Origin of the sequence: Bacillus weihaiensis (assembly GCF_001889165.1) — a bacterium.
Taxonomy (GTDB): domain Bacteria; phylum Bacillota; class Bacilli; order Bacillales; family Bacillaceae; genus Metabacillus; species Metabacillus weihaiensis.
Map to the genome: position 1 here is coordinate 1564886 of NZ_CP016020.1, position 18913 is coordinate 1583798.

At 34.9% G+C, this 18913-nt stretch carries 20 protein-coding genes; 19 read left to right on the forward strand and 1 reads right to left on the reverse strand.

Going from position 1 to position 18913, the window contains the following annotated elements; all coding sequences use genetic code 11:
• The first annotated feature begins 14 nt into the window (after nt 1–14).
• The 7 genes from ypeB (at nt 15) to fni (ending at nt 7298) form a co-directional block, all read left to right on the forward strand.
• On the forward strand, nt 15–1361 hold the full coding sequence (gene ypeB / locus A9C19_RS07520) for a germination protein YpeB (protein ID WP_072579366.1): 1347 nt from the start codon (nt 15–17) through the stop codon (nt 1359–1361).
• A gap of 412 nt (nt 1362–1773) precedes the next feature.
• A complete protein-coding gene (locus A9C19_RS07525) occupies nt 1774–2430 on the forward strand; it encodes a flagellar brake protein (RefSeq protein ID WP_072579367.1) in 657 nt (218 codons plus the stop codon).
• 62 nt (nt 2431–2492) lie between these two features.
• On the forward strand, nt 2493–2675 hold the full coding sequence (locus A9C19_RS07530) for a YpfB family protein (protein ID WP_072579368.1): 183 nt from the start codon (nt 2493–2495) through the stop codon (nt 2673–2675).
• Nucleotides 2676–2795: 120 nt separating this feature from the next.
• Nucleotides 2796–3467, forward strand: a complete 672-nt coding sequence (gene cmk / locus A9C19_RS07535; protein ID WP_072579369.1) for a (d)CMP kinase — start codon at nt 2796–2798, stop codon at nt 3465–3467.
• A 5-nt stretch (nt 3468–3472) separates the two neighbouring features.
• Nucleotides 3473–4048 (forward strand): lysophospholipid acyltransferase family protein, encoded by a 576-nt coding sequence (locus tag A9C19_RS07540; RefSeq protein ID WP_072579370.1) that lies wholly within the window; start codon nt 3473–3475, stop codon nt 4046–4048.
• A 1035-nt stretch (nt 4049–5083) separates the two neighbouring features.
• Nucleotides 5084–6232 (forward strand): 30S ribosomal protein S1, encoded by a 1149-nt coding sequence (rpsA, locus tag A9C19_RS07545; protein WP_072579371.1) that lies wholly within the window; start codon nt 5084–5086, stop codon nt 6230–6232.
• Between the two features lie 10 nt (nt 6233–6242).
• The gene (fni, locus tag A9C19_RS07550) at nt 6243–7298 is read left to right on the forward strand and encodes a type 2 isopentenyl-diphosphate Delta-isomerase (protein ID WP_072579372.1); all 1056 of its coding nucleotides are present in this window, start codon (nt 6243–6245) and stop codon (nt 7296–7298) included.
• Between the two features lie 196 nt (nt 7299–7494).
• Here the strand turns inward: fni and A9C19_RS07555 are convergent, their stop codons facing one another.
• Nucleotides 7495–7629: a YpzI family protein gene (locus tag A9C19_RS07555; protein WP_072579373.1), complete on the reverse strand. Its 135-nt coding sequence runs from the start codon at nt 7627–7629 to the stop codon at nt 7495–7497.
• Nucleotides 7630–7760: 131 nt separating this feature from the next.
• On the opposite strand from A9C19_RS07555, the gene A9C19_RS07560 reads away from it, so the two are divergent.
• The 12 genes from A9C19_RS07560 (at nt 7761) to A9C19_RS07615 (ending at nt 18911) form a co-directional block, all read left to right on the forward strand.
• Nucleotides 7761–8366: a YphA family membrane protein gene (locus A9C19_RS07560; protein ID WP_072579374.1), complete on the forward strand. Its 606-nt coding sequence runs from the start codon at nt 7761–7763 to the stop codon at nt 8364–8366.
• A gap of 1 nt (nt 8367) precedes the next feature.
• A complete protein-coding gene (locus A9C19_RS07565; RefSeq protein ID WP_072579375.1) occupies nt 8368–9264 on the forward strand; it encodes a YIEGIA family protein in 897 nt (298 codons plus the stop codon).
• Nucleotides 9261–9449: a capping complex subunit for YIEGIA gene (locus A9C19_RS07570; RefSeq protein WP_072579376.1), complete on the forward strand. Its 189-nt coding sequence runs from the start codon at nt 9261–9263 to the stop codon at nt 9447–9449. The genes A9C19_RS07565 and A9C19_RS07570 overlap by 4 nt, the downstream gene beginning before the upstream one ends.
• Nucleotides 9450–9963: 514 nt before the next feature.
• Nucleotides 9964–11274 carry a ribosome biogenesis GTPase Der gene (gene der, locus A9C19_RS07575; RefSeq protein ID WP_072579377.1) on the forward strand — a complete coding sequence of 437 codons (1311 nt, stop codon included), beginning with the start codon at nt 9964–9966 and terminating at the stop codon, nt 11272–11274.
• A gap of 71 nt (nt 11275–11345) precedes the next feature.
• Nucleotides 11346–12377 carry an NAD(P)H-dependent glycerol-3-phosphate dehydrogenase gene (locus A9C19_RS07580; protein WP_072579378.1) on the forward strand — a complete coding sequence of 344 codons (1032 nt, stop codon included), beginning with the start codon at nt 11346–11348 and terminating at the stop codon, nt 12375–12377.
• 659 nt (nt 12378–13036) lie between these two features.
• Entirely contained in the window at nt 13037–13237 is a 201-nt protein-coding gene (locus A9C19_RS07585; protein WP_072579379.1) for a DUF2768 domain-containing protein, read from the forward strand.
• Nucleotides 13238–13261: 24 nt separating this feature from the next.
• The gene (locus A9C19_RS07590) at nt 13262–13978 is read left to right on the forward strand and encodes a hypothetical protein (RefSeq protein ID WP_072579380.1); all 717 of its coding nucleotides are present in this window, start codon (nt 13262–13264) and stop codon (nt 13976–13978) included.
• A gap of 239 nt (nt 13979–14217) precedes the next feature.
• The gene (gene spoIVA / locus A9C19_RS07595) at nt 14218–15696 is read left to right on the forward strand and encodes a stage IV sporulation protein A (RefSeq protein WP_072579381.1); all 1479 of its coding nucleotides are present in this window, start codon (nt 14218–14220) and stop codon (nt 15694–15696) included.
• Nucleotides 15697–16583: 887 nt separating this feature from the next.
• A complete protein-coding gene (gene hbs, locus A9C19_RS07600) occupies nt 16584–16862 on the forward strand; it encodes a non-specific DNA-binding protein Hbs (RefSeq protein ID WP_034332307.1) in 279 nt (92 codons plus the stop codon).
• A gap of 197 nt (nt 16863–17059) precedes the next feature.
• A complete protein-coding gene (gene folE, locus A9C19_RS07605) occupies nt 17060–17629 on the forward strand; it encodes a GTP cyclohydrolase I FolE (protein ID WP_233499251.1) in 570 nt (189 codons plus the stop codon).
• 42 nt (nt 17630–17671) lie between these two features.
• A complete protein-coding gene (mtrB, locus tag A9C19_RS07610; protein WP_072579383.1) occupies nt 17672–17896 on the forward strand; it encodes a trp RNA-binding attenuation protein MtrB in 225 nt (74 codons plus the stop codon).
• 259 nt (nt 17897–18155) lie between these two features.
• Nucleotides 18156–18911, forward strand: coding sequence for a heptaprenyl diphosphate synthase component 1 (locus tag A9C19_RS07615; protein WP_072579384.1), 756 nt, complete (start codon nt 18156–18158; stop codon nt 18909–18911).
• Nucleotides 18912–18913: the final 2 nt, after the last annotated feature.

An 18913-nucleotide genomic window follows, 5' to 3' on the forward strand; every position in this document is an offset into this window, starting at 1 on the left:
AAGGGTGACATCAAATGATACGTGGAATTCTTATCGGAATATTATCAATTGCTGTTATTGGGTCCGGCTATTGGGGATACAAAGAACATCAAGAGAAGAATGCGGTTTTGATCCAAGCTGAAAATAATTACCAACGTGCTTTTCACGATCTAACATATCGAGTGGATCAGCTTCATGATAGGATTGGGGCAACACTTGCTATGAATTCGAAGAAATCTTTGTCTCCAGCTCTAGTAGATGTTTGGAGAATTACTTCTGAAGCACAATCGGATGTTGGACAATTACCATTAACATTATTGCCATTTAATAAAACAGAGGAATTTTTAGCTGGAATTAGTGACTTTAGCTATCGAACAGCTGTTAGAGATTTAGAACAAGAGCCTTTGAATGATAAAGAGTATGAAACATTAAAATCAATGTACTCTCAAGCCTCAGAAGTCCAGAACGAGTTGAGAAAAGTACAAAACTTAGTGCTTGAAAATAATTTAAGATGGATGGATGTTGAGTTAGCTTTAGCATCTGGTCAAAAGCAAATGGATAATACCATTATTGATGGATTTAAAACAGTTGAGAAAAATTCTAAAAGTTATTCAGAAAGTGAATTTGGTGTTAGTATGACATCAATGAAGAAAAATACAGAAAAAAGTTTTAAAGATTTAAAAGGAAAAGAGATTGACGCAGATGAAGCTAAAAAAGTTGCAGAGAAGTTTACGAATGAGGAAGTGTCAAATTTAAAAGTAACCGAAAACGGTGAGGGTGCAGACTTTGGTTTTTTCAGTGTTTCTATGAATGAAAAAGACAGTAAGTCTGAAATCAATATGGATATAACCAAAAAGGGTGGATATCCAATCTACTTAGTTCTTAGCCGTGACATTAAAGACAACAAGATTGGCCTGAATAAAGCGACTGACAAAGCGCGTGAATTTTTAGAAGATCATGATTTTGAGAATTTAGATCTCTATGAGAGTGCTCAATATGAAAACACAGGTGTATTCTCATTCGTTTCTATTGAAGACGATGTAAGAATTTATCCTGATGCAATTCGAATGAAAGTGGCTCTAGATAATGGGCAAATTGTGGGATTTTCCGCAAGAGATTATTTAGCAACACATAAGAAAAGAGACATTCCTGCACCGAAGATAACAAAAGCGAAAGCGCAAGAAATGATTAATCCTAATTTAGAAGTACAAGAAGATAGGTTAGCGATTATCCTTAATGAGTATGGTGAAGAAATACTATGCTATGAATTTTTAGGAACTATCGAAAATGATACGTATAGAATTTTCATCAATGCTGAAGATGGCTTGGAAGAAAAAGTAGATAAGCTTAAAAATCCAGAACCAATTTTCCAAGAAGTTTAATATGTCATGAAAGGAATACCTTCTATTTAACAGAAGGTATTTCTTTTTGAAGTTTTTTACTGCTTATCGATAAAATGCATCACTTTTGGATAAGTTCTTCGATATCTGGCTTCAGCGTTAACCCCTCTAGGTCATAAGCAAAGGAACAATTGAAGGATAAGAAGACCTTTTAAACTAAATTATGTTATTGCCCGAGTTTGATCATCTCCTTATTTAGAGAGAAAATAGCAACTCCCTTGGTAAAATAAACCTCTAGTAAGCCTATTTGAAATGACAACCGTTAATTTAAAAATCTGTGAGTTTTAAAAAAATGTTCGGTTGATTCATTCCGTAATCATCTCAATTGTTTTCTTGCACATCAGTTTCTTCCATGCTTTAATAAAAAAGAGAGCCATAGAAGAGAGTGATTTGTGTGATTAAGATAGGGGATGTCATTAACTTAGAAACGAACGGGGAAGTTGTTGAAAAGTTAAAATGTAAACTTGTAGAGAGAAGCGGTAACAAGCTTTTTATAGATTATCCAGTGAACTCTGAAACTGGTAGAACGGCATTTCTAATGCTAGGAACTGAACTAATTGCTTCATTTATAAACAAGGAGAATGTGTACCGCTTTCAAACAGAGGTTACAGGTAGAGTTAAAGAGAATATACCAATGATCTCAATAACGTATCCTGGTGATGATCATCTATTTCGAATTCAAAGAAGGGAATATGTTAGAATTGATACAACGGTAGATATAGCGATTCACCCAATTCATAATGAATTTAAAGCATTTACTGCCGTTACGACAGATATTAGCGCGGGAGGGGCAGCTTTACTTGTCCCGAAAAACAATAGTATTCATGCTAATCAAGTAGTGACAGTATGGTTTGCGCTACCATTTCAAAATAATTCAATTAAATATGTTAAAATTGAAGCCAAATTAGTGCGATTTATTGAGACAGAAAACAACCATTTTATAAAAGTACCAATTCAATTTATTGATATAGACGAGGAAAAACGTCAACTTCTAATAAAATATTGTTTCGAGCAGCAGATCATTATGCGTAGAAAAGGGTTAACTGAATAAAACACGGTATTTTTAAGCATACTAGTCAAATGAATACTAGTAAAAATACCGGAGCTGGAAAAATGAAACGTTTTGATAGAATCTTACTTAAATTAATTGTTATTCAGTTTGTCATCTTAGTGTTTACCCAATTGCTTATACAACAAAAAAGTATTCAGCCTTACTTATCGAGAGTTGTCCAATACGAAGGGGTAAACAAGTTAACGGTAACAGAATGGCTAGAAACATTTAGTCAAGAAGAATGAGGTAGTATTAGTGGTTGTACAATGTGGAAAAAGTATAACCACCTTCCACTACCAATCATTACCCGTGTAAATCACCATATGTAAAACACTACTAGACTTTAAAACTACTTGGAGGAAAAAATGAACCAAAAAATATCAGTTGCAATTGACGGTCCTGCAGCAGCAGGTAAAAGTACGGTCGCAAAAATAATTGCAGAGCACTATGCATATATTTACATAGACACAGGAGCGATGTATAGAGCATTAACGTACAAAGCATTAAATGAAGGTGTAGATTTAAAAAACGAAGAGCTTGTATCAGAAGTGTTAGCTTCAATTCAAATCGACCTTTCTCCATCTGAAAAAGGACAAATTGTAAAAATTAATCAAGAGGATGTAACAGAGGTTATCAGAACAAATGAAGTAACTAATAATGTCTCTATTGTAGCTATGCACCCGAAAGTTAGGAATGAAATGCTAGTTAGACAAAGAGAATTAGCTTCTGAAGGTGGAGTTATTATGGATGGAAGAGACATTGGTACCCACGTACTACCTCATGCAGAACTGAAAATCTTTTTAAGAGCCTCTGTAGAAGAACGGGCTCAGAGACGTTATGATGAGAATATAAAAAAAGGGTTTTCTTCAAATTTAGAACAATTAAAAGAGGAAATTGCAAACCGAGATAAACTTGATTCTGAACGAGAAGTAGCTCCTTTGAAAAAAGCGGACGATGCAATTGAAATCGATACTACGTCAATGTCGATTTATGATGTAGTAAATAAAATCGAAGAATTAATGGAAGAAAGGATTTGATTTAGATGTCATTATATCCTTTTGCAAGATCAGTAGTTGCAGGACTCATTAAACCGACTTACCGAATTAAAGTGGAAGGTTTGGAGCATTTTCCAAAGGAAGGTGCAGTCTTATTATGTACAAACCATATTAGTAACCTTGACCCGCCAGTTGTTGGCGTTACTTCACCTCGTAAAGTCCTTTTCATGGCAAAAGCTGAGCTCTTTGACGTACCTGTGCTGAAGAATTTGTTAAAGAACTTTGGGACATTCCCTGTTAAACGCGGAGGCGGTGATCGTGAAGCACTTCGAGCAGGTTTAAAAGTATTAAAAGAAGGAAATGTTTTAGGCCTATTCCCAGAAGGGACAAGAAGTAAAGATGGTCAATTGGGGAAAGGACTACCGGGTGCAGGGTTTTTTGCATTAAGATCTAATGCTGCAGTAGTTCCATGTGCCATTAAAGGACCTTATAAATCATTTCAATCCTTAAAAGTGGTTTACGGAAAGCCTTTAGAGATGGAGAAATACCGCCAGGAAAAAATATCACCAGAAGAAATGACAGCAATTATAATGAACGAAATCGATAAATTATTAAAGGATTAACAATCGTTTAAGTATCTTTACACAAGACATGCTAGACGTTTGACCTTTATTTAGTATTGGGTCTGTAACATTTAAATAATTTTTTCCGTTAGGAGAAGAAGCTTTCTAAAGTAGCGGGTGCTTCCAAAAGCACAAGTCCTTATGAAGCCTCCTAAAAGGATAAATCCATTATAGTTACCATAAGCAAAATGAAAGAGCTTGAGGGGTTCATAGGAAAAAGGGACTGTTTTTTATCTTAAGACACAGGACTTAATTCCTTCTTATCTTTCCTGATGACCAAAGCGGATTACAGGTAATGGTAAAAAGAAATAAAGTCTATAACATGAATACTTAGAGCCTCAATGCTTTCAAGAGCAAAAAGAGAGTACTCTCTAACATGTCGAAATAAGTAAGCCCCCCACAAACTTATGAGACTGGAGGAAGACTCCTAAGCCTATTATAGCTCGCTTTTCGCTTTGCTAAAGCACGTTGTTAAGCTGAAAATACTTCTAGATAAGTGTTTACTCTCTCCGACTGTATCATCTAAAGATAAATCCTTCTGTGATCGCATGATGAATTGAGCATCTTTTCTAAGAGGTTATTGCCTTGTAAATGGGATCTTTGAACGAAAATTACTTAAGGTTGTATGGGAGGGGAAGTGCAATAGGTGAGACCCTATAGGCGTTTACGCTGAAGAGGCTCACCGCCCGCCTCGGGGGAAGTGAAGCAATTAGTGAGGACTTCAACCAGACTGGGCATTTGATCAATAGCCACGAGTTTAAGAAAATAGTCAACATTTAAATGGTTTCTAACCTCTGTAGGTCTGTGTTTTTTTAAATAAGCCTTTATGAAATTAATTTGAACTATAAAATTAATAAAGTAAATACGTTGATTAATAACGGATTTAAAGCTTACTACTTGACAAAAAGGTACAATTATTAGAAGTTTATAATGAGAGTATTTTCATTTTATTTTCAGATTATTAAAGAATTTGTGATAAAATGAAATCATACATACTATAAATGTCGCGCAGGTTTTGACAAGGAGGTAATTGAGATGGTAGAAGAATTAAATAATGTTCATGTTGAGACACCTGAGGTTGGAGATCTTGTAAAAGGCTTCGTTACAAAGGTAGAAGAAAAACAGGTTATTGTCGAAATAGAAAATTGTAAGCATACTGGTATTATTCCTATCAGTGAGCTTTCTAGCCTTCATGTAGAAAAAGCTTCCGATGTGACAAAAGAAAATGATGAACTTGACTTAAAGGTACTGAAAGTGGAAGATGAAGCACTAGTCCTTTCTAAAAGAGCTGTAGACGCTGAAAAAGCTTGGGATGATTTGCAAAGCAAATACGAGAGCAAAGAAGTATTTGAAGCTGAAGTGAAAGATGTTGTCAAAGGTGGACTTGTTGTTGATATTGGAGTAAGAGGATTTATTCCAGCATCTTTAGTAGAAGCACATTTTGTTGAAGATTTTTCTGAATATATGAATAAAACTCTATCATTAATTGTTGTAGAGTTAGATCGTGATAAGAATAGAGTCATTCTTTCTCACCGTGCTGTCATTGAAAAAGAACAAAGTGAGAAAAAATCAAGTTTATTAGAATCAGTTACAGTAGGCTCAACAATTGTTGGGACTGTTCAAAGATTAACTGATTTTGGGGCGTTTGTTGATATCGGTGGTGTAGATGGTTTAGTTCATATATCACAGCTTTCCCATAACCATATTGAAAAACCTTCAGATGTCGTTCAAGAAGGTCAATCTGTTACAGTAAAAGTATTGTCTGTTGACCGTGACAATGAACGTATCTCTCTTTCTATTAAAGAAACACTCCCAGGACCATGGGCTAATATTACGGATAAAGTAAAGGCTGGAGATGTAGTAGAAGGAGAAGTAAGACGATTAGTTTCTTTCGGAGCATTCGTTGAGATACTTCCAGGAGTAGAAGGACTTGTTCATATTTCTCAAATTTCCCATAAGCATATTGCTACACCTCATGAAGTATTAGAGGAAAATCAAGCGGTAAAAGTTAAAGTATTAGATGTGAACGAATCTGAACAAAGAATTTCTTTGAGTATTCGTGAATTAGAAGAATCGTCCAATGCTTCCGATGAGGACTATAGTCAATATCAATCTCAAGAAGATAATACATCGGGATTCCAATTAGGTGAAATGATTGGTGAACAACTAAAAAAACTAAAGTAATGGTGATTTTGTGAGCAAAAGAGCAGAAAGAAAAATTGAACATATTGAACATGCCCTATCGATAGGGCAACAACGATCAAATGGATTTAATGATTTAACATTTGTTCACCAAAGCTTACCAAATCTGTCTGTTTCAACTATAGATTTATCAACTAAAGTTGGCGAACTTACATTAAGTTCGCCTCTTTTAATAAATGCAATGACTGGTGGCGGTGGTGAAGATACTGTCATTATCAATGAGGCTTTGGCTAATGCTGCGAGTGAAACAAATATCGGAATAGCAGTTGGATCCCAAATGGCTGCGTTAAAAGATCCATCAGAACGTCCTTCATATGAAGTCATGAGAAGAGTTAATAAAAAGGGAATTATCTTTTCCAACCTAGGTAGTGAGGCGTCTGTCGATCAAGCAATGAAGGCTGTAGAGATGATTGAAGCAGATGCTATTCAGATTCACCTAAATGTTGTTCAGGAGCTTGTTATGCCAGAAGGAGATAGAGATTTCACCCATGCTTTAACAAGAATAGAAGAAATTGTGAAACACCTCCATGTTCCTGTCATTGTTAAAGAAGTTGGCTTTGGAATGACGAAAGAGGTTGCAATCAAACTAGCAAATGTCGGAGTGTCGGCTATTGATGTAGGTGGTTTTGGTGGTACCAACTTTTCAAAAATTGAAAACAAGCGACGAGAAAAAATCTTAAGTTACTTTAATGATTGGGGTATTACGACTGCTGCATCTTTAGCTGAAGTAAGCAGTGGGCTTCATAAAGACCTTTCAATTATTGGTACAGGTGGTGTGCAAAACTCACTTGAGGTTGCTAAGTCAATTGCATTAGGTGCCTCAGCAGTGGGAATTGCAGGTTATTTCCTTAAGATTTTTATAGAAAAAGGGTATGACGAACTTGTTCAAGAAATAAAGAATATTCTTGAAGATTTAAAAATGATTATGACTGCTTTAGGTACTAAAAATATAAAGCAATTACAGAATGCCCCAATTGTAATGAGTGGACAAACACATCATTGGTTAACGGAAAGAGGTATTGATACGGGAAGCTTTAGTAGAAGATAAGTTTCTTTAACATTTTGAACGAATAATGAATAAAAGCGTGAATTCACTATGAATTCACGCTTTTTGACGTCTAGTTAATGTGAATAGATATTCTTTCCTTATTAGAGAGAAAGAACTCGTACCAAGGTGGAAATCTGGTACTTTGGGTTTTTAAGGGAGCAACAATCTATTAAATAACAGCAAAACAAACAATGAATTATCGTTTATTTCTTGCTCTTGCAGCATCTGGTCCTTCAAGCTTAGTCGAACCAGGATAATCTAAAGACTGATCTCTGTCTGACTCTACACGTTCGCTTTTCTTAAGCTTCTCCTCTTGACGATCCTTTCCCATACCAATCCCTCCTCCTCATAAGATATTACTCATTTTTAGCGATAATCTACTTTTTATGAGTGCTATTTTTTGTTATTTTCAGGTTAAAGCTATTAAGAAAGAGACATACTGACAAAGTAGGAGGGTTGAAGATGGAAGGAATAATCTTTTACTGGTTACTTTGGTTAGCTTGGATTTATTCTACTTTTATAATGGTAAAAAATCATTTTAGGTTAAAATTGTCCTTTGTCATTTTACTGATCATTTTCTTAAGTAATCAATATGTAAATATAGGTGGGTTTGAAGTAAATGTAGCTTACTTTATTTTTTTACTATCAGGCTATTATCTTGTTTGTAAAGAAAGAAAGAAGATTGTCCTTTTAATCTTTTCAATTGCCACAGCAACGTTTGCCTACGCAAGCATGATGCTATTCAAATTATATGATCCTGTCTGGTTTGTGTTTGATTACCGAATCATGTTTAGTGTTATTGTCGGTTCACTTTCACTGTACTTAGGAAAGAACATTTCTGAGAAATATGGAATTTTTATTTTATCTGTTTGTCAGGGAGAGTACTTGTATCAAAAGATTCTATCTCAATTTCATAATGGCCTAATGGTAGGAGGATTTTTATTTTTAGACATGCTTGTAATGGGATGTTCTTTCATGTATTTATGTTTAAGGCTCCAATATGTAGCCAGCTTTATTGAACAAATGGTACTTAAAATTCAAAAACAACCTAAGGAGAAGCAGGGATAAAATGAATGAATACACTTTACCAGTCTTATTCGGAGTAGTTGTAGGGGTATTAACAAGATTACATATGTTAAAGACAGACTATAGGCAGTATCCTACTTACTTACATGGGAAAATTATTCACGTTGCATTAGGCTTTATTGCTGCTGGTCTTGGAACTGTTGCTGTCCCTTCGATAATGGAGGAGGATTTTACAGCCATCACTTTTCTGACCTTAGCTGCCTCGCAGTTTAGAGATGTAAGAAATATGGAAAGGAATACACTGACAGTTCTGGATGAATATGAACTTGTACCAAGAGGTAAGACATATATTGAAGGGATAGCTATTGCATTTGAAAGTCGGAACTATTTAGTTATCTTCACATCGTTATTTACAACCTTTTCCTATCTTGTTGTAAACATTTATGTAGCTTTAGTCGTAGGAGTTATTTGTTTTCTTATTTCAAGAAGGCTTATGTCAGGGAGTAGAATAAAAGATCTTGTAGATATTGAATTTGTAGAGCCGCATTTTGATGGTGCAGGGCTATATGTTGACAATATTTATATTATGAACATTGGGATACCGGAGAAGCAAGAAGCCATCTTGAAATATGGTATGGGTTTTGTTTTAACACCTAAGAATACAAATTCTAAGATGACAATAGCAAATCTAGGGCAAAGGCAAGCGATCCTCCATGATGTGTCAACTGCACTTGGTGTGTTTAGAGACTCAGGAGAGCCAGCACTCGTACCTTTAGCTAAAAGAGATTTAGACGATGGACGATTAGGAGTTTTTGTCCTACCCCAAGAACGGGATGTGGAGCGAGCTAAACGAGTCATTGGAGAAGTTCCTACACTAGAGAATGCAATAAGAATGCCTTCTGAAGCTAAAGCAAATCAGCGAGGGGGAGGAAAAGAGTGAGTGCATTAGAAAAATATATTTTAGCTATTATAACAACAGATTCTACAAAAGCCTCAGGTGGAACAGCTGTTTTTATATGTAAAACAAAAGAGGAAATGGACTTTTATGCGAAAAACTTAGAAGCTATTTTGGATGGAATTGCCCATGCTATTGGAGAGGATATGTACATTGTTGTTAAACACTAAGTTGTCTTATGATGAAATGTTTGCTACTATATAAAAGTTAAGGAGGTTGACTCATTGGGGTCTGACCCCACCAACAAACCATTGATAGATATAATCTTCCATTGGAAGGTTGAAAATCATTTGGTTTTAGGGGTCTGATCCTTTTGTGAGTCGGCCTTTTTCTATTAAGTGATCTCTATTTGGATGTTAGGTTAATTAAATAGGACAATGCGAGTTACATAAGATTATGGAATGAGTCATTTAAGACAGTTTAATCCATTTCGGGTTATTTAAGAAATTTAATGATATAAGGCTCTTTTCGTATAAAATCATAGACAATTCCAGGAGGTCTATACTTTATGTACCCTCCCAAGAATTCTAGCTCAAGTGAAATTGGCTAAGCGAAATATGACATGACAAAATTCAGATTATAGAGTTGACTTATAGAGTATCGTACCTTGAATTTGGGTCCAAAAGTTTTAAAAAGGCTTAACTTTATATAAAGTAGGTTAATTGTAGGAAGGATGAAAAAAATATGGCAAAACCAGTTGTAGCTATTGTTGGTAGACCGAATGTAGGAAAATCAACAATTTTTAATCGAATTGTTGGTGAGAGAGTTTCAATTGTAGAAGATATACCAGGTGTAACAAGAGATAGAATTTATAGCGCAGGAGAATGGTTAACTTATAACTTTAATATTATTGACACGGGTGGAATTGATATTGGTGATGAACCGTTCTTAGCTCAAATTCGAACTCAAGCTGAAATTGCAATCGATGAGGCAGATGTTATTATCTTCTTAACGAATGTACGTGAAGGTGTTACCGCAGCTGATGAAGAAGTAGCGAAAATCTTATATAAGTCTAATAAACCTGTCGTTTTAGCTGTAAATAAAGTAGATAATCCTGAAATGAGAGCTAATATTTATGATTTTTATTCTCTAGGCTTCGGTGAGCCTTTCCCAATTTCCGGTTCCCATGGACTTGGATTAGGGGATTTATTAGATGAAGTAGCAAAACACTTCAAAAACATAGGTGCTGAAGATTACGATGACACAACGATTAAATTCTCATTAATAGGTAGACCAAATGTTGGGAAATCTTCACTTGTAAATGCAATCTTAGGGGAAGATCGTGTCATTGTAAGTGATATTGCAGGAACAACGCGTGATGCAATTGATACTGTATACAAATATGAAGGTCAAGAATTTGTTATCATAGATACTGCAGGGATGCGTAAAAAGGGTAAGGTTTATGAAACAACGGAGAAATATAGTGTTTTACGTGCATTAAAAGCAATCGATCGTTCGGATGTAATTTTAGTCGTGATTAACGGTGAAGAAGGTATCATTGAACAGGACAAACATATCGCTGGCTATGCACATGATGCAGGTAAAGCAGTCGTGATTGTTGTGAACAAATGGGATGCTGTTGAGAAGGACGAGCGTACTATGAAGGAATTTGAAGAAAATATTCGTGATCACTTTAAATTCTTAGATTATGCTCCGATTGTCTTCTTATCTGCTATTACAAAGAAGCGAATACACACTTTAATGCCTAAAATTATACTAGCTAGTGAAAATCATGCTAGAAGAGTACCTACTAATGTGTTAAATGATGTCATTATGGATGCTGTTGCCATGAATCCAACCCCTACACATAAAGGGAAACGATTGAAAATTTTCTATACATCACAAGTAGCTGTCAAGCCGCCTACATTTGTTGTTTTTGTAAATGATCCGGAATTAATGCACTTCTCATACGAAAGGTTCTTAGAAAATAAAATAAGAGCAAGCTTTGAATTTGAGGGTACACCTATCAAGATCTTTACTAGAGAGAGAAAATAACAAACAGTTTACGTGAAGAGTTGGATTGATAAGAACATTTTCTTATAGTTTGTTAAGAAGGATGTGTATATATGGAGAATATTACTGTCTTAGGTGCCGGAAGTTGGGGGACTGCACTAGCCATTGTTCTAGCCGATAATAGGCATAACGTTAAGTTGTGGGGACATCGGTCCACATTAATTGACGAAATTAACGGAAATAGACGCAATGAAAAATATTTACCTGGCATTGATCTTCCTGAAAGAATTAAAGGTGTTTCACAACTGGATGAAAGCTTAAAGGATACTTCAACTATTGTTTTAGCTGTTCCAACTAAGGCAATAAGAGGTGTGTTAGCGGAAGTGAAGAATATCGCTATAGAGCCGTTAACCATTGTGCATGTGAGCAAAGGAATAGAACCCGACACTTTACTTCGGATATCAGAGATTATTGAGGAAGAGATGCCTTCTCATTTACTAAAAGATGTGGTCGTATTATCAGGACCGAGTCATGCAGAAGAAGTGAGTCAAAGGCAAATTACGACGGTTACATCTTCTTCAAAAAACATGAAAGCAGCGGAGTATGTTCAGGATCTATTTATTAATCATTATTTTCGAGTTTACACAAATCCTGATATTATTGGAGTGGAAATCGGTGGAGCTTTAAAGAACATTATTGCTTTAGCCGCAGGTATTACAGATGGATTAGGTTATGGAGATAATTCAAAAGCCGCTCTAATTACACGCGGACTAGCTGAAATTGCTAGGTTAGGAAGTGTGATGGGAGGAAATCCATTAACCTTTTCAGGACTAACAGGAATTGGAGACTTAATCGTAACATGTACAAGTGTGCACTCTAGAAATTGGCGAGCCGGAAATTTATTAGGAAAAGGTCAAAACCTAGATGAAGTACTTGAAAACATGGGAATGGTAGTAGAAGGAGTAAGAACAACAAAGGCTGCATTTCAATTAGCCCAAAAGTATAATGTGAAAATGCCGATAACAGAGGCTTTATACGATGTGCTTTTCAACGATCGCTTACCTAAAGATGCAGTTGATACTTTAATGGCAAGAGTGAAAACACATGAAATGGAAGACTTAGTTAATATCATGGAAAAACGCTAAGTCATTGGGTTACAAACTAAACACATGAAGCATATAATACTGTGAAATAGACATTTACAACATCCGATAAGGTACTAAAATATACTTGCAGCGGAATGCCGGCAGAAAGCTTGGTATAAGGTTTCTTAAAAAGAATTTGAGATTCATCTGTAATGTAAATAATTTGTACGAAACCTTATGAAACTAGGCATTAGAGTATACACATGCATGGCATTTCGCATAAAATGCAACGTAGTCAAATAAGAGTTGTTCTAAATGTTGGGTAGTATTTAGTCGTTTTTTTGCTGAAGTAAAGTTCGTCCCCACTTTACTTCAGTTTTTTTTGCACTAAAAACGATAAAATGCTTTTAGTGTCTAATTTCGAGCACCTTCAACTCATACTTTTCGATGATAGGAGGCTCCTTGCACTTATCTTATTATGTATGGGGTACAGATTCAGTTGTCTAAAACGCGAGGTTTACCACACTTGGACAAGTCTTAAAATCTATATTATAATCATTCAAGGAGTTTTATACGTAGCATTTTTTATAACCATTGTTATATTAGCAAGCTCACTTATCATGTACATAGAGAAGAAATTTGTACTTAGGTGAAAATCGGATTTTTTTGGTAGTTATTTACCTATTTGAAAACAGCCTATTAAAAAAGGAGGAGTACATATGAATATAGCACTTATGAAAATGTGGATATCATTTGCTTCAATGGGTTTTATGTTTATTTCAATTATCCTCATCTATTTAAGTCGCTATAAATTAAGAGGAGTCTTTAAAGTAATCGTTACCATTTTAGCCTACCTATTTATGATTGTTGCAGGAATGATTATTCTTTTTGTTGTGTTTAGTGGACCTGTTTCTGAATAAATCTTGTAAAAGGAAGTTATAAATATGAAACTATATAAAGTGTTAATAGTCATCGTTGGTTGCGTCCTTTTAACAGGATGTCTTTATCCAGAAGAACGCTTGCAAAAAAATACCGTACCTTATAATGATCAAATAATGGCTGTTCAAACTGCTGTTGATCAATTTCAAAAGGATTCAAACGGCTTGTTACCTATAAAAACAAGAGATATGACAACACCTATTTATCAAAAGTATCCTATTGATTTTTCAAGTATTACACCTAGATACATGGCGGAGCCACCGGGAAGTGCCTATGAAAGTGGGGGGATCTATCAGTATGTATTAGTTGATGTAGAAGAGGATCCTACTGTGAAATTACTTGATCTTAGGATGTCAGAAAAATTACATGAATTATCTATTAGACTTGAAGTCTATCGTCAATCAAAAGGATATCCTCCATTTCAAGATTTGATTACGAATGATATCTATACGTTAAATTATGAAAAGCTCGGATATGATGAACCGTTTACAGTAGAAAGTCCATTTTCAGGCGAATATTTACCCCTTGTCATTGATAATAATGCAAAAGTATATGTAGATTATCGTCTTGACTTAAATCGTGCATTACAAGAAAGTGATCATAGCTTTAAACCAGGTGACGATATCAGGGATTTATTGGTTAAAGAGAGTCCGTTTGTACCTGCATATTCTCTGCCTTATACAGTAGATCAAAATGGAGAGCCGGTATTTCTTGCTGAATAAATGATAGGTTCGGTCAAAAATTAAAAAATTATAAAAAATAGTCATGAACCCTTCTTTGGAGAATAAACTCTAAGAGAAGGGTTTTCTTTTACGCTTTTGTCAAATCTTACATCTGAGAGCAAAAACAAAAAAACTTTGAAACATAGGCATAAATAAATAGGACAATGTCATACATATATAGTGTCCTATAAGAAGACGGATAAGCTTTATCCCAAATTGTATGATCGGGAGGGGATCACTTGGAAAAAGTAGATATTTTCAAGGATATCGCTGAACGAACTGGTGGCGATATATATTTAGGAGTAGTTGGTGCAGTAAGAACAGGTAAATCTACTTTTATTAAAAAGTTCATGGAATTAGTTGTACTACCTAACATTGACAATGAATCTGACAAAGCTAGAGCTCAAGACGAATTACCACAAAGTGCAGCTGGTAAAACAATTATGACGACTGAGCCTAAATTTGTCCCAAATCAAGCTGTTTCCATCCATGTTGATGAGGGACTTGATGTCAATATTAGATTAGTAGACTGTGTAGGTTACACTGTTCCTGGTGCAAAAGGATATGAGGATGAAAACGGTCCTCGTATGATTAATACTCCTTGGTATGAAGAGCCGATACCATTTCATGAGGCGGCAGAAATTGGTACACGAAAAGTTATTCAAGAGCATTCCACTTTAGGTTGTGTCATTACGACTGATGGATCCATCGGAGATATTCCACGTCATGACTACCTAGAGGCTGAAGCTCGAGTTATTGACGAGTTAAAAGAGGTTGGAAAACCGTTTATTATGATTATAAATACGGTTCATCCTCACCACCCTGAAACAGAAGCCCTTCGCCAACAATTAAATGAGAAATATGATATTCCAGTGTTAGCTATGAGTGTAGAAAGTATGAGAGAATCTGATGTAATGAATGTATTAAGAGAATCTCTCTATGAGTTCCCTGTTCTTGAAGTCAATGTGAACTTACCAAGCTGGGTAATGGTTTTAAGAGAAAATCATTGGTTAAGACAGAGCTATCAAGAAGCGGTTAAAGATACTGTAAAAGATATTAAACGATTACGCGATGTTGACCGTGTGGTTGGTCAGTTTAGTGAATATGATTTTATTAGCAGAGCAAGCTTAGCTGGCATTGAAATGGGTCAAGGAATTGCTGAAATCGACCTATATGCTCCAGATGACTTATATGATCAAATTTTAAAAGAAGTGGTTGGAGTAGAAATTCGTGGAAAAGACCATCTGTTACAGTTAATGCAAGACTTTGCATATGCAAAAGCCGAGTATGATCAAGTAGCGGATGCACTGAAAATGGTCAAACAAACGGGCTATGGAATTGCGGCACCAGCACTTGCTGATATGAGTTTAGATGAACCTGAAATCATTCGCCAAGGTTCTAGATTCGGTGTTCGTTTAAAAGCGGTAGCACCTTCTATCCATATGATAAAAGTGGATGTTGAATCTGAGTTCGCACCAATTATCGGCACAGAGAAGCAATCGGAAGAACTTGTTCGGTATTTGATGCAAGACTTCGAAGATAATCCATTATCAATATGGAATTCAGATATTTTTGGAAGAAGCTTAAGCTCAATTGTTCGTGAAGGGATTCAAGCAAAACTATCATTAATGCCTGAAAATGCTCGCTATAAATTAAAAGAAACATTAGAAAGAATTATTAATGAAGGTTCCGGTGGTTTAATCGCAATCATCTTATAATCATAGGATCTCTTTTTTAGAAAATCTCGACTGTAAACGAACTCCTTTAAAATGAGTTTGTTTACAGTTTTTTTTATTGCTTAGCGTCCTATAAAATGCATCGGGTTGTGTTAATCGCTATGACATCAAGCATTCTGACATTTAATAGGTAAATGCCTAGCACCCTTGAGGTACCACTAGTCTATACCGAGGCTCTTTCACTTTTGTTAAAAGAAATGATTCAATATGTGGGTAATTTTTAGAGTTTGTGGGATTTTCGCAATAGATACAGGTCTTTCTTCCAAAGAAGGAAGAAAGGATCTTTTCCTAGCTTGCATACGCTGACATTTTGTTGTAATGAATGTAAGAAAATAACCTAAGCAAGAGCTTGTGAAAATCCATGGGAACAAGAAAAAGTTTTTCGCCATTGGAAGTTGTTCTAAAGAAAGGCGATAGAATGAGATGAACATATATAAAAATAACGTGCTAGTAGATATTGAAACGATTATATAAAAATGATATTGTAATAACGTTACAAAGCGTGAAATCTGCATATTTTGTTTAAATCAAATATTTTAATATAATTTTCGACTTTTTAATGAAAAATAGGTAAAGTGGAAACATTTGTTCTGTAAAAGGTAGAGAAACCTTGATATTATTGGATTTAATTTTGATAAAACTTGATTTCAGATGTTTAGATGTGTTAATCTTTTATCAGTAAATGTTTTCTTAATTGGACGATTCTTCCTAAAAAACCAATAATCATGTTGAAAATCATTGAAATATGTAGAAAAATCATATAAGATAAGCGTGTTGAGAGTATTTCAACATCTATCATGTATAGATTTGAACAAAACTGTGAAGAAATGAAAAGTAGAATTCCATCCCTTTGGGAGGAGGTGAAAGGCATGAATAAAACAGAACTAATCAACGCAGTAGCAGAAGCTAGTGAGTTATCTAAAAAAGACGCAACAAAAGCAGTTGATGCTGTTTTCGATACAATTTTAGATGCACTAAAAGACGGTGATAAAGTACAACTTATCGGTTTCGGTAACTTTGAAGTACGTGAGCGTGCGGCTCGTAAAGGTCGTAACCCACAAACTGGTGAAGAAATCGAAATCGCTGCAAGCAAGGTGCCTGCTTTCAAACCAGGTAAAGCACTTAAAGATGCAGTAGCAGGTAAATAAGTTTCATATGTCATGTAATTGTCATTACATATAAGCTTTCTTCACAGAGCCCCTTGTAAAAGGGGCTTTTCCTTTGTTGTTTTTACTAAGATAATCGTATTCATTCAGTAACAGAAAGACTATTATACATACTTATTTTTGCTTTTAGCCGCGTTTATATGCTAGAATCTGTATCAAACAATGATCAGGAGGACAATATGGGACAAGTTAATCATGAGCAAATTGAACATGCAGTTAGATTAATACTTGAGGCAATTGGTGAAGATCCAACACGTGAAGGTTTGGTAGATACTCCTAAAAGAGTGGCAAAAATGTATGCTGAAGTTTTCAGTGGATTAAATGAAGAACCTTCAGAGTACTTTCAGACTGTTTTTGGTGAAGATCATGAGGAACTAGTTCTTGTAAAGGATATCCCATTTTATTCAATGTGTGAACATCATTTAGTCCCTTTTTTTGGTAAAGCACATGTAGCATATATTCCAAAAGGCGGTAAAGTTACTGGTCTTAGTAAATTGGCAAGAGCTGTAGAAGCTGTAGCAAAAAGACCGCAGTTGCAGGAAAGAATTACATCAACAATAGCAGATAGTATTAGTCATTCCCTTCATCCGCACGGTGTAATGGTGGTAGTTGAGGCTGAACACATGTGTATGACGATGAGAGGGGTTAAAAAGCCAGGTGCAAGAACGATTACCTCGGCGGTTCGAGGAGTATTTCAAAAAGATGATGCTTCTAGACAAGAAGTGTTAGCATTAATCAAAGGGTTTTAACTTTATATTAGGAAATGAAATATAAAACGGGTAGGTGTAACAATGAGTCAAAAAAATGACTTTGTAGTGATAAAAGCTATTGAAGATGGTGTGAATGTTATTGGTCTAACTAGAGGATCAGATACGCGTTTTCATCACTCTGAGAAACTAGACAAAGGTGAAGTTATGATCGCACAATTCACAGAACATACCTCTGCGATAAAAATTAGAGGAAAAGCTCAAATCCAAACTAGTATTGGTGAATTAGAGAGTGATTCAAGAAAATGAGCAGGGTACCCTGCTTTTATTTGCGTTTAACATTCATTTAGAGTTGTACAATACCAATACTGATAAACTGTGTTATAATATAAAATATCTGTAATATTCTATTTTTAAAAAAATTGTGGAGTAAGGTACGAAGAATACACTTATTATAAAGTGATTAGCTCGTCCTCTTTTTTCACACTGACCGACAAATACTAGTTTGTTATAAGTACTGGTATAAAATAGAGATATAAATGTTAAATTGGGGACAAGGGTGATCTATTTGCAGGAATTAGTTGTACAATTAGCGAAAATTAAAACAGACTTAGAAAAAAAGCTAAATCATCCATTTTTGGGCAAACATCTACCTTCTCCAGTAATAGATGAAGATAAGTTATTATTATTATATGCAATTTTTGATGAGATGGACCTTTCAGATGAGCTTAAAGAACATTATATTATTACCGCCATGCTCGTTCAAATCGCCCTTAATACACATGATGATGTATCAACAAAAAACGATATTAATTCACAAGAATTTTTTGAAAGACAATTAACTGTATTAGCTGGGGATTATTTTAGTGGATTATATTATTTAGTATTATCAGAAGTTAAGGATATTGATATGATAAAGGTATTTGCGCTAGCAATTAAAGAAATTAACGAACACAAGATAAAGCTTTATCATGAAGACGAGAGTAAAGAATTATCTATTTTGGAAAGCTTAGAGGTTGTTGAAACTTCTTTATTTAAGAGAATTACACAATATTATAAGTTAGACTTTCATCGTTTGTTGGCTAGTAAATTCCTCATATATAAAAGGCTATCTCATGAAAAATTTCATAGTTATGATAAGGGAATATTACCATTTTCCTATCTGACTAAAGCATGTAGTGAATTAGTTGAAGAAACGACGTTATTACTAAATGATTCGACGTTTAAGAATCCTGAAATTAAGAAATTACTTGTGAAACGTCTTCATGCAATTCAATTTTATGAATCATTACATGATAATAATGCTGTGGAAGAAGGTCTGTGATC

Bases quoted from the DNA above. Each gene is read 5' to 3' on its own strand.
- A9C19_RS07560 (WP_072579374.1), top strand. From the start codon at position 7,761: ATGGAAGGAATAATCTTTTACTGGTTACTTTGGTTAGCTTGGATTTAT.
- A9C19_RS07585 (WP_072579379.1), top strand. From the start codon at position 13,037: ATGAATATAGCACTTATGAAAATGTGGATATCATTTGCTTCAATGGGT.
- der (WP_072579377.1), top strand. From the start codon at position 9,964: ATGGCAAAACCAGTTGTAGCTATTGTTGGTAGACCGAATGTAGGAAAA.
- A9C19_RS07580 (WP_072579378.1), top strand. From the start codon at position 11,346: ATGGAGAATATTACTGTCTTAGGTGCCGGAAGTTGGGGGACTGCACTA.
- mtrB (WP_072579383.1), top strand. From the start codon at position 17,672: ATGAGTCAAAAAAATGACTTTGTAGTGATAAAAGCTATTGAAGATGGT.
- ypeB (WP_072579366.1), top strand. From the start codon at position 15: ATGATACGTGGAATTCTTATCGGAATATTATCAATTGCTGTTATTGGG.
- A9C19_RS07530 (WP_072579368.1), top strand. From the start codon at position 2,493: ATGAAACGTTTTGATAGAATCTTACTTAAATTAATTGTTATTCAGTTT.
- hbs (WP_034332307.1), top strand. From the start codon at position 16,584: ATGAATAAAACAGAACTAATCAACGCAGTAGCAGAAGCTAGTGAGTTA.
- cmk (WP_072579369.1), top strand. From the start codon at position 2,796: ATGAACCAAAAAATATCAGTTGCAATTGACGGTCCTGCAGCAGCAGGT.
- A9C19_RS07590 (WP_072579380.1), top strand. From the start codon at position 13,262: ATGAAACTATATAAAGTGTTAATAGTCATCGTTGGTTGCGTCCTTTTA.
- folE (WP_233499251.1), top strand. From the start codon at position 17,060: ATGGGACAAGTTAATCATGAGCAAATTGAACATGCAGTTAGATTAATA.
- A9C19_RS07540 (WP_072579370.1), top strand. From the start codon at position 3,473: ATGTCATTATATCCTTTTGCAAGATCAGTAGTTGCAGGACTCATTAAA.
- A9C19_RS07565 (WP_072579375.1), top strand. From the start codon at position 8,368: ATGAATGAATACACTTTACCAGTCTTATTCGGAGTAGTTGTAGGGGTA.
- rpsA (WP_072579371.1), top strand. From the start codon at position 5,084: ATGGTAGAAGAATTAAATAATGTTCATGTTGAGACACCTGAGGTTGGA.
- A9C19_RS07555 (WP_072579373.1), bottom strand. From the start codon at position 7,629: ATGGGAAAGGATCGTCAAGAGGAGAAGCTTAAGAAAAGCGAACGTGTA.